Below are 12,557 nucleotides of genomic sequence, written 5' to 3' on the forward strand. Positions count from 1 at the left end.
GCTACAGCGAGGACGGGATAGGCGCATTCGAAACAGCAGAATGCAATGTTGTTGCCGTGTGGATCGGCATCGATCTCGTCACCTTCGGCATCCATCACCAGAAAACCCGTGATTTTCATGCTGTTCCTCCCTATGTCGACATGTGTGTCGCCGGCCTCACCCATGCTGCAGGAGGTTGATCAGCCGGCCCAGCGGGTCACGGACGTAGAACCRTCGCACGCCCCACGGCTCACGGACCGGTCCGTACTCGATGGCGATGTTGGCCGCTCGCACCCTGCGCAGTGCTTCATCCAGGTCATCGACCTCCACTGAGAGGTCCGGCACGTGGGTGCCCGCCCCCCCCTGCTGGGCGAAACTGACCTGCACCTGCATGTCGCCGTTGCCGGCATACGTACGGATCCAGCCGTGGTCCATGGCAAGTTCCAGCCCCAGGATACCCTGATAGAAGCTGTCCGCCGACGCCGGATCGGACGTCGCGATGTTGGCGATGATGCGCTTGACCTGCATGGTCATTCCCGTGGTGCGGCGGCGGCCCTTTTTATACCGGAGCTTTGCTTCCCGCGCCGGCCCGCGTTTACGGGCCGACAACGCGGTCAGCTATCCGCCGGCGCCTTCGGCAACGCCGCGCCCTTCGGCCACAGCATCCAGAGGCTGCCCTTCTGCTTCATGTCCCCGGCCAGCTTGCCGGCCGCGTCGCCGGTGCCCCAGAACAGATCCGCGCGCACTTCGCCGGCGATGGCCCCACCGGTGTCCTGTGCGGCGACCGGGCGCACCACCGGTGTGCCATCCGGGCGCGTGGTGGACAGCCACAGCAGGCTACCCAATGGCACTACGGTACGGTCTACCGCGACGCTGTAACCGGCGGTGAGCGGCACGTTGAGCGAGCCACGCGGGCCCTGGTCACCGTCGGGGCCCTTGGCGAAGAACACGTAGCTGGGGTTGCTGGCCAGCAGTTCCGGGATGCGGGTGGGATGTGCGTTGGCCCAGGTGCGGATGGCGTCCATGGTGACGTCGTCTTTTTTCAGTTCGCCCTGCTCCACCAGCCAGCGGCCGATCGGACGGTACGGATGACCGTTCTGGTCGGCGTAGGCGATGCGCAGGTGGCGGCCGTCGTCCAGCACGATGCGGCCCGAGCCCTGGATCTGCAGGAACTGCAGGTCCATCGGATGGGTGAGCCAGGCCAGCACCGGGGCCTTGACGCCCTTGGCGGCGATGGTTGCGGCATCGTCATAGGGTTTGAGCACGCGCCCATCTACGCGACCGCGCAGGCGCTTGCCCTTCAGCTCGGGGTAGAGGCTGTCCAGCTGCACGCTGACCATGTCGGTGGGTACGCCGTATACCGGCACCGTCGCCTTGGCGGTGCGGACGAGGCTGCCGGGATAGATCGGCTCGTAGTAGCCGGTGATCAGGCCGTCGGCGCGGTTGCCGCCGGCGCGCAGCGCGTAGACATCCAGGGTGTTCTGCAGGAACTGGCGGATGGCAGCCGGGCTGGTGGCGACGTTTGCCGCAGCGCTGCAGGTGCCCGCCCAGGTGGCATCGGTCTTCAACCGTGGGCAGCTGCTGCGCCACGCCGCGAAGCCGGACTGCAGGTCGGCATCGGAGACGGCGGGCAACGCGGTCCAGGCGGCCTTGACGTAGGTGTTGCCGGGCGCGCTGGGGCGCTGCGGGGACACGGCGCAGCTGGTCAGCAGGGCCAGGCCAATGAGCAATGCCGCCGGAAGTCGGCAGGCGGCGGTGAGGCGTGGGATCGTCATGGGCGAGGGTCCTGAAATGGTAGAGCCGACCGTTGGTCGGCTGACGCGGCTGGAATCGTAGAGCCGACCGTTGGTCGGCTGACGCGGCTGGAATCGTAGAGCCGACCGTTGGTCGGCTGACGCGGCTGCCGCGCGGGGTGTGTGAGGGAGAGCAGCCGACCAACGGTCGGCTCTACCGGTTCTCGGGTGCGCGTGAGGACCAGTGCCACAGGACGTCGGCGTGCGGCGATGAGGCGTGGGATCGTCATTGGTCCTGGGATCGCGCCGCCGTTATGGCGTCTGCCGCAGCAGCGAATGCAGGATGCGGGCGTCTTCGGCATCCAGTGTGGCGGGCAGGTCGTCGCGGCCGCGGAAGCGGCGATGGAATGCGCCGACGGCGGCATCGCGGTCGTCCAGCGGGTAGCCGAAGGTCTGCAGCGCCAGGTACGCATCGAATCCTGCCGGTGCGGCGCCGTCGCTGTCGCGCGGCCACACGCCGAAGCCGGCCTGGGCCAGCTGCTGCCATGGGAAGAAGCGGCTGGGGTCCTGCTTGCGGGTGGGGGCGAGATCGGCGTGGGCGATGATCTGCGTGCGCGGAATACGCAGGCGCGTGCACAGGTCGTCCAGCAGGCGGATCAACGCATCGATCTGCGCGGGCGCGAACGGGGTGTCGCCATCGTTGTCGATCTCGATGCCGATGGAGGCCGAGTTCAGGTCGGTGATCGTGCCCCAGCGGCCGGGGCCGGCGTGCCAGGCGCGGCGGTCGTCGCCGACCAGTTGGTAGATGCGGCCATCGGCGCCGACCAGATAGTGCGAACTGACCTTGCCGCCGCTGTTGGCGCTGCGCAGGGTGTCCAGGCTCTGCTGCACCGAATCCTGGTCGGTGTGGTGCAGCACGATGATCACCGGGTCGCGCGCGTTGTGATTCGGCGAGGGCACCCAGCTGGCGAGCGGGCTGCGGACCGGGGGGGTGGCGCAGGCGCTGAGCAGCAGGCAGGCGAGCAGCGGCAGCAAGGTGCGGATCGGGGGCATGACCACATTGTGCGGGATTGGGCGCGGGGATGCCCGGCGTGGCGGGATCCGACCGTTGTGCCCGCGTCGCGAAGCGCAGCCACGCCTGGCGTCGCGCTACCCGCGCATTCGACCTGGTAGCGCCACGCCATGCGTGGCTGCCGTTGGCGACATCCCCAACAAAAAGCCGGCGACCCGAAGGCCGCCGGCGAACGTACAACGTCTCTCTCTCGTTTCTTGTCTCTGTCGGTGCCGGGCAGCGCCCCGCACTACGCGGTTGCGGCGATCAGGCCTCGTAGGCCGATTCGCCGTGCGAGGTCACGTCCAGGCCGGTGCGTTCTGCTTCTTCGGTGACGCGCAGGCCGAACACCAGGCGCACCACCAGCAGGATGGCCACGGTGACCACGGCGCACCAGACGATGGTGAAGCCGACGCTGACCAGCTGCACCCAGACCTGGTGGCCGATGTCGAGATCGGCCTTGGTGCCGCCCAGCGACTGCGCGCTGAACACACCGGTGAGCAGCGCGCCGACGATGCCGCCGATGCCGTGCACGCCGAACACGTCGGCGGTGTCATCCACGCGCAGCAGGCGCTTGAGGCCAGTGACGCCCCACACGCAGACCACGMCGGCCACCAGCCCGATCACGATCGCGCCGAGCGGACCCACCGTGCCGCAGGCCGGGGTGATACCGACCAGGCCGGCCACCGCACCGGACGCCGCGCCCAGTGCCGAGGGCTTGCCCTTGCTGACCGCTTCAACCAGGGTCCAGCCCAGCACCGCGGCCGCGGTGGCGAGGATGGTGTTGATGAAGGCCAGCGAGGCGACGGTGTCGGCGGCGGCCGCCGAGCCGGCGTTGAAGCCGAACCAGCCCACCCACAGCAGCATCGCGCCGATGTAGGTGAACGGCACGTTGTGCGGCTTCAGCGCGGTCTGGCCATAGCCGATCCGCTTGCCGACGAAGTACGCGCCCACCAGGCCGGCCACGCCAGCGTTGATGTGGACCACGGTGCCACCGGCGAAATCGATCGCGCCCATCGCGCCGAGGTAACCGCCGCCCCACACGATGTGTGCCATCGGGATGTAGCTCAGGGTGAACCACAGCGCCGAGAACAGCAGCACCGCCTTGAACTTGATGCGCTCGGCGAAGGCGCCGACGATCAGCGCGGTGGTGATGCCGGCGAAGGTCGACTGGAAGGCGACGAACAGATAGTCCGGCAGGCCCTTGATCGGCGTGTTGCCTACCGTGTCGGGACCGAAGCCCTTGAGGAAGGCGAACTGGGTGAACGAGCCGAAGAAGGCGTTGCCTTCGCTGAACACCGCGCTGTAGCCGTAGGCCACCCACAGGATCAGGATCAGCGAGAACACCACCAGGATCTGGCTGAGGATGGACAGCACGTTCTTCGAACGCACCAAGCCGCCGTAGAACAGCGCAAGGCCGGGCACCACCATCAGCAGCACCAGCAGGGTGGAGGTGAGCATCCAGGCCACGTCGCCGTGGTCGAAGGTGGGCGCGGCCGCGGCGGCAGTTTCAACAGCCGGTGCCGGGGCGGCGGTGGGAAGCGGCTCGACCGCGACGGTTTCCGAGGGCACCGGGGTGACCTGGGCCTGCGCATGGGCCGTGCTGGAGAACGCACCAACGGCCAGCGCGCTGATCAGCATCATCAGGCACACGGCATGGAACCGGGCTTGCCACCCGGTGAACAAAGAGGTCTTCATTGTGGGCTCCGAGTGGGGTTAGAGCGCGTCAGCGCCGATTTCGCCGGTGCGGATGCGGACGACCTGTTCGACCGCAGTCACGAAGATCTTGCCGTCGCCGATCTTGCCGGTGCCGGCCGCGTTCTGGATCGCTTCGACCACCGCGTCCAGGCGATCGTCGGTGACCACCGTTTCGATCTTGATCTTCGGCAGGAAATCCACGACGTACTCCGCGCCGCGATACAACTCGGTGTGGCCCTTCTGGCGCCCGAAGCCTTTGACTTCGGTCACGGTGATGCCCGACACGCCCGCATCGGAGAGGGCCTCGCGGACCTCGTCGAGCTTGAACGGCCGGATGATGGCGGAGATCAATTTCATGCGCATGTCCCGATGGTGGATGGAACCGGCGGTGTGTTGCTGGCCGGTGTCAGGTCAGCGGGCGGCCACTTGCACATGGCCGCCCCCTGGTGCGCCGAACGCTGCATGGGCCTCGCCAGGGCCGTCGCCGGGAAGGCGGCGGCGCTGGTGACGCGGGAGGGAGGAAAGGCCCATGGCACGCGTCCGGTCTCTCTTGCCCCTGGTGGTGCAGCGGACCAACGGTCCGCTCTACCGTAATCGGCGGACCAACGGTCCGCTTTTCCTATTCAGCGGACCAACGGTCCGCTCTACTGCGATCGTCGGACCAACGGTCCGCTCTACGCATGGTTGCGTTGCCGGCTCCCCAGCCGACAAAGCGGCGACGATGACGAAGGTGGGAGGGAGGTCCTTCGTCATCGTCGCCTGTTGCTCAGTTGGCGTAGTACATCTGGTATTCGAGCGGGTGGGTGGCGGCGCGGAAGCGGGTCACTTCCTGCATCTTCAGCGCGATGTAGCCATCGATGAAGTCGTCGCTCATCACGCCACCGGCCTTGAGGAACTCGCGATCCTTGTCCAGCGCTTCCAGGGCCTGGTCCAGCGAGGAGCAGACCTGCGGGATCAGCTTCTCTTCTTCCGGCGGCAGGTCGTACAGGTCCTTGTCGCTCGGTGCCCCCGGGTCGATCTGGTTCTTGATGCCGTCCAGGCCGGCCATCATCAGCACGGTGAAGGTCAGGTAGCCGGACTGGATCGGATCGGGGAAGCGCATTTCGATGCGGCGCGCCTTCGGGTTGGACACCCACGGAATGCGGCACGAGGCCGAGCGGTTGCGGGCCGAGTAGGCCAGCATCACCGGGGCTTCAAAGCCCGGGACCAGGCGCTTGTAGCTGTTGGTGCCGGAGTTGGCAAAGGCATTGATGGCCTTGGCGTGCTTGAAGATGCCGCCGATGTACCACAGCGCCAGCTGGCTCAGGCCGCCGTAGCCGTCGCCGGAGAACAGGTTGGTGCCGCCCTTGGACAGCGACTGGTGCACGTGCATGCCGCTGCCGTTGTCGCCGACGATCGGCTTGGGCATGAAGGTGGCGGTCTTGCCGTTGCGGTGGGCGACGTTCTTGATGACGTGCTTCATGCGCAGCAGTTCGTCGGCCTTCTGCACCAGGGTGCTGAACTTGGTGCCGATTTCGCACTGGCCGGCGGTGGCTACTTCGTGGTGCTGCACTTCCACTTCGATGCCGACCTGTTCCAGGGTCTTGCACATTTCAGCGCGCAGGTCGTGCAGCGAGTCGGTCGGCGGAACCGGGAAGTAGCCGCCCTTCACCGCAGGACGGTAACCACTGTTGGCGCCGTCGTACTTGTCGCCGGTGCTCCAGGCGGCTTCTTCGGAATCGATCTTGAAGAAGGTGTGGCCCATGTCGTTGGCAAAGCGGACCGAGTCGAAGATGAAGAACTCCGGCTCCGGGCCGAAGAAGGCCTGCTCGGCGATGCCGGAGGACTTCAGGTACGCCTCGGCGCGCTTGGCGATGCCGCGCGGGCAGCGGCCGTACGGCTGCATGGTGGCCGGGTCGAGGATGTCGCAGCTGATCACCAGGGTCGGGTCGGCGTAGAACGGGTCGATGTAGGCGCTGGTCGGGTCCGGAAGCAGGACCATGTCCGATTCGTTGATGCCCTTCCAACCGGCGATGGAGCTGCCATCGAACATCTTGCCTTCTTCAAACAGCGACGGCTCGACGATGCTCACCGGGAAGGTGACGTGCTGTTCGATACCGCGCATGTCGACGAAACGCAGGTCGATGAACTCGATCTGGTTGTCCTTGATCAGCTTCTCAACGTTTTCCACGGACATCGGTGAAACCCTCGGATGGATGATTGCGTAGGTTGATAGAGCAATCGCCGTGCCAACTTTTCCATTTTCACAAGTCGTTGATTTTGTTGGCCTGGCACGGCACCGGGCGCGGAACCCTGCGCACCACGATGGTGCAACGGCCCCACCACGCACACATTTGGTGCGGCGTTTGATGTTTTATGCTCTACCGCGATTTCACCCATTCCGAGCCCCAGCATCCCGATGTCCGACCTGCTCTCCGCCCTCCTGTTGGGCATCCTCGAAGGCCTCACCGAATTCCTGCCGATCTCCAGCACCGGCCACCTGCTGATCGCCCAGCATTGGCTGGGCGCGCGCTCGGATTTCTTCAACATCGTCATCCAGGCCGGCGCGATTCTGGCCATCACCCTGGTGTTCCGCCAGCGCCTGTGGTCGTTGGCCACCGGCCTGCACGAGCGCGCCAACCGCGACTACGTGATGAAGCTGGGCACCGCCTTCCTGGTCACCGCGATCGTCGGCCTGCCGGTGCGCCTGGCCGGCTGGGAACTACCCGAAACGGTCACCCCGGTGGCCTGGGCGCTGATCATCGGCGGCATCTGGATGATCCTGGTAGAGACCTACAGCGCGCGCCTGCCCGACCGCGATGAAGTCACCTGGAAGGTGGCCATCCTGGTCGGCCTGGCGCAGGTGGTGGCCGGGGTGTTCCCGGGCACGTCGCGCTCGGCGGCGGCGATCTTCATCGCGATGCTGTTCGGCCTGAGCCGGCGCGCGGCGGCCACCGAGTTCGTGTTCCTGGTCGGCATCCCGACCATGTTCGCGGCCAGCGGCTACGCGTTCATGGAAATGGCCAAGGACGGCAAGCTTGGCAACGAGAACTGGACCGACGTCGGCGTGGCCTTCCTTGCCGCTGCCGTCACCGGTTTCGTCGTAGTGAAGTGGCTGCTGGGTTATATCAAGTCGCACAAATTCACCGCGTTCGCGGCGTATCGCATCGCACTCGGTGCCGCGCTGCTGCTGTGGTTGCCTGCTGGCAACTGAACACGGCCGGCGCGCGCCAACCCCGTTTCGCGTATCACCCCGTTTTTCCACGGGTTCCCAAGGAGATGTCCATGAACCGCACCCGCACCCTGATGCTGATCCTGCCGCTGGCCCTGATGGCCGCCTGCAGCAACCCGTCCACCCCGGCCCCCGCCGGTCCCGGTGGCGATGACCTGGCGCCGGCACCGACCGCCGCTGCCGATGCCAAGGCCGTGGAGAAACTGGACGTGCAGCGCCTGCAGGGCAACCACTGGCTGCTGGACAGCGCTACCGATGCCGGCGGCAAGCGCGTGGATGCGCTGTTCGCGCGCGGCGACAAGCCGGTCACGCTGGACTTCAAGGACGGCCGCCTGTCGGTCGGCAATACCTGCAACCGGATGGGTGGCGGCTACACGCTGGCCGATGGCACGCTGACCGTCTCGCCGATGGCCTCGACCATGATGGCCTGCACCGACAAGGCGCTGATGGCGCTGGACCAGGCCGTGGGCTCGCGCCTGGAAGGCGCGCTCAAGGCCGAACTGGCCGGCCAGGGCCAGCTGACCCTGCACAACGCCGCCGGCGACGTGCTGGTGTTCAACCCCGAGCCGACCGCGGAAACCCGCTACGGCGGTGAAGGCGAAACGGTGTTCATCGAAGTGGCCGCGCAGACCAAGCCGTGCTCGCATCCGATGATCCCGAACATGCAGTGCCTGCAGACCCGCGAAGTGTCGTTCGACGACAAGGGCCTCAAGCAGGGCACGCCGGGCGCGTTCGAGAACTTCTACGGCACCATCGAGGGCTACACCCACGAAGACGGCGTGCGCAACGTGGTGCGGGTGAAGCGCTACAAGATCGCCAGCCCGCCCGCCGACGGTTCCTCGCTGGCGTACGTGCTGGACATGGTGGTCGAGTCGGAAAAGAAGTAACCGGCAGGTACCGGCCGTTGGCCGGTACGCGGCCAGAGCGGCACGCACGCGCCGCAAAAGAGGAAGGGCGGCCAAGGGCCGCCCTTCGTCGTTACCAGGTAGTGCCGGCCGTTGGCCGGCTCCTCGCATATCTCCCCGGAGGTTCATGAGGAGCCGGCCAGCGGCCGGCATTATTCGGCATCGCGCGAGGGCGTTGGCTGGACGCCGATCAGGCCAATGCCGGGTTCAACGTGTAGGTGCCATGCAGCGCCGCTTCGGCCAGCACGTGGCCGTGCATCGCACGGTGCACATCGGCGCCGGTGAACGGGGTGGGCAGGTCCAGCTGCGCCACGTCGAGGGCGAACACACGGAAGAAATACCGGTGCATGCGCGCGTCGTTGAACGGCGGGTACGGGCCGTCATAGCCCAGGTACTGCCCGGCCATGTCCGGATTGCCGGCGAACCAGCCGGTGAAATCATTCAGGCCCTGGCGCGCGCCGGCGGGTCCGGCCGGTGCGGTTTTGCCCTTGACCGTGAAGCCCTCGCTGCAGCTGCCGGCGGCGATGTCGTGCACGCTGGCAGGGATGTCGGCCATCGCCCAGTGCACGAAATCCGCGCGCGGCTGGTCGCGCGGCACGCTGCAATCGTGGCGACCGACCGTTTCCGGCACCGTCGGCACGTCCGGGTCGATGCACAGCAACGCGAACGAACGGGTGCCCTCGGGCACCTCGCTCCAGGCCAGCTGCGGGTTGCGGTTGGCGGCGAAACCGTTGGCATCGCCGGCGGCGAATTCGGCCGCGATCGGCTGGCCGTTGTGGAAGCTGGTACTGCTCAGGCGCATGGGAGAGTCCTCACTGTTCCGGGTAACCAAGGCGAACGGCGACCGGGGTCAACAACGCGAACGCCGGGGCCATCAGCTCGCGGTAGTGGCGCCATTCCCCACTCGGCATGCGCGGTGGGCCCAGCGTCGGCGCCGGCGGCAGGCGCGTGCCGAGCAGCCGGCCCAGATGCTCGGCCATCACCGCCGGATCGTTGCCGATGTCGTCGATGCGCACCAGCGCGTGCGGGTACAGGTCCTGTTCGTGCAGGGTGGCCACCTGCGTCAGCGCGCGGGCCAGCCACTCGGCCGCCTCGTTGATGGAGGTCACCGCCAGCGGTGCCGGCGCGCCGTTGGCCAGCCAGTGCAGCAGCATGTCGCGCGGGTCGCGCAGCACCAGCAGCAGGCGGCCTTCGGGCAGCTGCGGGCGCAGCGCCCACAGCAGGGCGTTGTCCCACCACAGCAGCCAGTCGATCAGGTTGGCGTCGGCCAGACCGCGCGACGGCATCTGCTCACGCCACTGCTCCACCAGCCGCTCCGGGCTGAGTTTGCCGGTCGAGAGGTCCTGCAGGGTGTGGTAATTCTGGAAGGCGTCGTCGGGCGGATTGGGCCCGTAGCGGTCGCCACGCAGCACCGGGCTGGCGGCGGCGATCGCGGCGATCACCCGCTCCACGCCGGAGCCGGGCGCGCCCCAGACGAACATCGGGCGGGCGGTGTTGTCTTCGCTGATCGTGCCGATCTCCGGCCAGCTCAGCGGGGCCTTGGCCTGCGGCGGCAGCGGCAGGCGCTGGCTGGCCTCGGCCACGTGCAGCTCGACCCACGTGCGCAGGGCATCGGCGTGCTGGCCGGCCTCGTGCTGCACCGACCCCAGCCACGCGCGCAGGCTCGGCTTGGCGGCGTCCTCGGCGGTGTCATGGATGGCCTGCACGCGCGCCACTGCAGCAGCAGGGTCGCGCGCCATCAGCGCCTCGACGATGCGGGTTTCGCCGCTGGCGCGGCCCGGTTCGATGGCCACGATGCGCCGTGCCACGGCTTCGGCGGCGTCGTTCTCGCCGGCCATGTCGTGCAGGCGCAGGCGCGTTTCCATCGCCGGCAGGTGCTCGGGCATGGCCTGCAGCCAGCGCTCGGCCACCGCGACCGATCCGGCACTGCCCACCGCTTCGATGGRCAGCCGTGCCAGCCACAGGTCGTGCAGCTGCGGGTGGGTCTCCAGCAGCGCATCGAGGGTGTCACGCGCCTGCTGTTCGCGGCCCAGGCGCTGCCAGGCCATCAGCAGCAGCTGCAGGGTCTGGCGATCGGCGGGGGTCTGCTCCAGCACCGGCAGCAGGTGTTCCAGTGCCTGCAGCGGCTGCCCGGACTGCAGCTCCAGCTCGCCGGCCAGGCGGCGCATGGCCGGGGTGTCGCCCTCGGCCGTGGCCAGGATCTGGCGCATGGTCGCTGCGGCGCCATCGGTGTTGCCCTGGCGGACCTGCAGCTGCACCAGCAGGCCCTGCAGCGACGTCAGTGCGGGGCTGAGGTCCAGCACGCGGCGGAACGCCTGCTCGGCGAAGGCCAGCATGTCCTTGCCCAGGTAGGCAAAGCCCAGCGCGTACAGCACCCGCGGATCGTTGGGCAGGGCCTGGGCGGCGGCCGACAGCAGGGCCACCGCGCGGTCGCCCTCGCCGCGGCGCAGCGCGATCATGCCGTTCAACGCGGCCAGCTCGGGGTGGTCTTCATCCACGCGGCTGGCGGTGCGGGTGATCTTCTCGGCCTCGTCCACGTCGTTGCGGGCCAGCGCCATGTGCGCCTGCATCAGGTAGGCGGTCAGCTCGTTGGGGTTGAGCGTGGCGGTGCGGTCCAGCGCCGAACCGGCCGCCTCGAACTGGCGCAGCGCCAGCAGCAGGCCGGCGTGCTGCAGGTGCAGATCGGGGTTGTCCGGGGCCAGCGCCAGCGCCTGTTGCAGGCTGTCCAGGGCGGCATCGAACTGGCCCTGTTGTTGCAGCGACAGGGCCAGCCAGCGGTGCGCCTGCGGCTGCTCCGGCTCGGCACTGGTCCATTGCCGCGCAAGCTGCACGGCTTCGTCGGCCGCATTGCGGCGCAGGGCTTGGAGAATCTTGTCTTGCATGACGGTCCAGCTTGGGGTCAAACCCCGATTGTAGAACACGTCATGCGGCGCACCGTGGTCGGGGTGCCCAACCCCCGGGCGAGGTCAGCCGACGGTTTCGATGCGCAGGCGCTGCGCGACCCAGCGCTCGGAGAAACCATCGCCTCGCCAGTTCTCCAGGAAGCCGCAATGGCCGCCCCACGGGGCGATTTCCAGGTGGGCGTGGGCGGGCAGGCGCCAGCCGTTGAAGGTGGCGAAGGGGATGACCGGGTCATCCTTGGCCATCAGGATGTCGGCCGGCACGGTCAGCTCGGCCAGGCGGTCGCCGGCGATCGAGTAGCCATCGAAGTAGGCCTGCAGCGAGCCGAAATCGGTATGGTGCTCGACCAGCCACGCGGTGAGCGCGCGGATGTCGAGCTTGAGTACCTGGTCGTCCCAATCGCTCAACTCGGGGAACAGATCACGCTTGCGCCGCAGCGAGCCGGCCCACTTGCGGCGGAAGTACCAGTCATACATCGCCGGGCCGTTCTCGATGCTCTCCATGGTGATGGCCGGATCGAGCACCGGGCAGACCGAGGCCACCCGGCGCAGCGGGACGCCGGCAGAAGGTGCGCGCAGCGCCAGGCGCAGCACGAAGTTGCCGCCCAGCGAATAGCCGGCCGCCACCAGCGGCAGCTGCGGCCAGCGCCGGGCGATGTCACCGGCGGCCTGCACCACTTCATCGATGCGGTTGGAATGGAAGATGCCGGGATTGAGGTGATGGGTGTTGCCGTGGTCGCGGAAGTTCAGCCGGACCACGTCGAAGCCCTCTTCGAGCATGCGCGCGGCGGTCATGCGCATGTAGCTGGACTCGGCGCTGCCTTCCCAGCCGTGCAGCAGCAGCGCCATGCCGATCGGCTCGCGGCCCTGGACATGGCTGTGCCAGCCCTGCAGCCGCACGCCCTGGCCGCCGTCCAGGATCAGTTCTTCGGTGACCGCGCCGGTGGCGGCCAGCAACGTCAGCCCACGCTGCATGCGCATGCGGCTGGAGCTGAGCATGGACTGCAGGTGCGGATTGCGCAGCCAACGCGGCGGGAGGTAGTCGGCAGCGGTCAACATGGGCGGCAGACTGCTCCCGGC

General features: G+C 67.9%; 11 protein-coding genes. 2 read left to right on the forward strand and 9 right to left on the reverse strand.

Going from position 1 to position 12,557, the window contains the following annotated elements; translation table 11 throughout:
* Positions 1-156 precede the first annotated feature (156 nt).
* The 6 genes from ACXJKH_RS06920 to glnA form a co-directional block, all read right to left on the reverse strand.
* Complete coding sequence (locus tag ACXJKH_RS06920; protein ID WP_457318882.1) at positions 157-507, reverse strand: VOC family protein; 351 nt, start codon at positions 505-507, stop codon at positions 157-159.
* An 86-nt stretch (positions 508-593) separates the two neighbouring features.
* On the reverse strand, positions 594-1,754 hold the full coding sequence (gene mltA / locus ACXJKH_RS06925; protein WP_457318883.1) for a murein transglycosylase A: 1,161 nt from the start codon (positions 1,752-1,754) through the stop codon (positions 594-596).
* 270 nt (positions 1,755-2,024) lie between these two features.
* Positions 2,025-2,765 (reverse strand): N-acetylmuramoyl-L-alanine amidase, encoded by a 741-nt coding sequence (locus ACXJKH_RS06930; RefSeq protein ID WP_457318884.1) that lies wholly within the window; start codon positions 2,763-2,765, stop codon positions 2,025-2,027.
* Between the two features lie 265 nt (positions 2,766-3,030).
* Positions 3,031-4,461 carry an ammonium transporter gene (locus ACXJKH_RS06935; protein WP_457318885.1) on the reverse strand — a complete coding sequence of 477 codons (1,431 nt, stop codon included), beginning with the start codon at positions 4,459-4,461 and terminating at the stop codon, positions 3,031-3,033.
* Between the two features lie 18 nt (positions 4,462-4,479).
* On the reverse strand, positions 4,480-4,818 hold the full coding sequence (locus ACXJKH_RS06940) for a P-II family nitrogen regulator (protein ID WP_026070924.1): 339 nt from the start codon (positions 4,816-4,818) through the stop codon (positions 4,480-4,482).
* A gap of 409 nt (positions 4,819-5,227) precedes the next feature.
* A complete protein-coding gene (gene glnA, locus ACXJKH_RS06945; RefSeq protein ID WP_256776768.1) occupies positions 5,228-6,637 on the reverse strand; it encodes a type I glutamate--ammonia ligase in 1,410 nt (469 codons plus the stop codon).
* Positions 6,638-6,859: 222 nt separating this feature from the next.
* Between glnA and ACXJKH_RS06950 the strand changes: the two genes are divergently transcribed.
* A complete protein-coding gene (locus tag ACXJKH_RS06950) occupies positions 6,860-7,654 on the forward strand; it encodes an undecaprenyl-diphosphate phosphatase (protein ID WP_256776767.1) in 795 nt (264 codons plus the stop codon).
* 71 nt (positions 7,655-7,725) lie between these two features.
* Positions 7,726-8,559 (forward strand): META domain-containing protein, encoded by an 834-nt coding sequence (locus ACXJKH_RS06955; RefSeq protein WP_457318886.1) that lies wholly within the window; start codon positions 7,726-7,728, stop codon positions 8,557-8,559.
* A 208-nt stretch (positions 8,560-8,767) separates the two neighbouring features.
* On the opposite strand, the gene ACXJKH_RS06960 is transcribed toward ACXJKH_RS06955, so the two are convergent.
* The 3 genes from ACXJKH_RS06960 to ACXJKH_RS06970 all read right to left on the reverse strand — a co-directional run bounded on the left by ACXJKH_RS06960 (position 8,768) and on the right by ACXJKH_RS06970 (position 12,533).
* Entirely contained in the window at positions 8,768-9,379 is a 612-nt protein-coding gene (locus tag ACXJKH_RS06960) for a YbhB/YbcL family Raf kinase inhibitor-like protein (protein ID WP_457318887.1), read from the reverse strand.
* Positions 9,380-9,389: 10 nt separating this feature from the next.
* Positions 9,390-11,459 carry a tetratricopeptide repeat protein gene (locus ACXJKH_RS06965; protein WP_457318888.1) on the reverse strand — a complete coding sequence of 690 codons (2,070 nt, stop codon included), beginning with the start codon at positions 11,457-11,459 and terminating at the stop codon, positions 9,390-9,392.
* 84 nt (positions 11,460-11,543) lie between these two features.
* Positions 11,544-12,533 (reverse strand): YheT family hydrolase, encoded by a 990-nt coding sequence (locus ACXJKH_RS06970; protein WP_256776799.1) that lies wholly within the window; start codon positions 12,531-12,533, stop codon positions 11,544-11,546.
* Between the last annotated feature and the right edge of the window lie 24 nt (positions 12,534-12,557).

The sequence above is a fragment of the Stenotrophomonas sp. P5_B8 genome (assembly GCF_054049855.1).

Excerpts from the sequence above, each read along its gene's own strand:
- mltA (WP_457318883.1), bottom strand. The coding sequence starts at position 1,754 with ATGACGATCCCACGCCTCACCGCCGCCTGCCGACTTCCGGCGGCATTG.
- ACXJKH_RS06930 (WP_457318884.1), bottom strand. The coding sequence starts at position 2,765 with ATGCCCCCGATCCGCACCTTGCTGCCGCTGCTCGCCTGCCTGCTGCTC.
- ACXJKH_RS06940 (WP_026070924.1), bottom strand. The coding sequence starts at position 4,818 with ATGAAATTGATCTCCGCCATCATCCGGCCGTTCAAGCTCGACGAGGTC.
- glnA (WP_256776768.1), bottom strand. The coding sequence starts at position 6,637 with ATGTCCGTGGAAAACGTTGAGAAGCTGATCAAGGACAACCAGATCGAG.
- ACXJKH_RS06950 (WP_256776767.1), top strand. The coding sequence starts at position 6,860 with ATGTCCGACCTGCTCTCCGCCCTCCTGTTGGGCATCCTCGAAGGCCTC.
- ACXJKH_RS06955 (WP_457318886.1), top strand. The coding sequence starts at position 7,726 with ATGAACCGCACCCGCACCCTGATGCTGATCCTGCCGCTGGCCCTGATG.
- ACXJKH_RS06960 (WP_457318887.1), bottom strand. The coding sequence starts at position 9,379 with ATGCGCCTGAGCAGTACCAGCTTCCACAACGGCCAGCCGATCGCGGCC.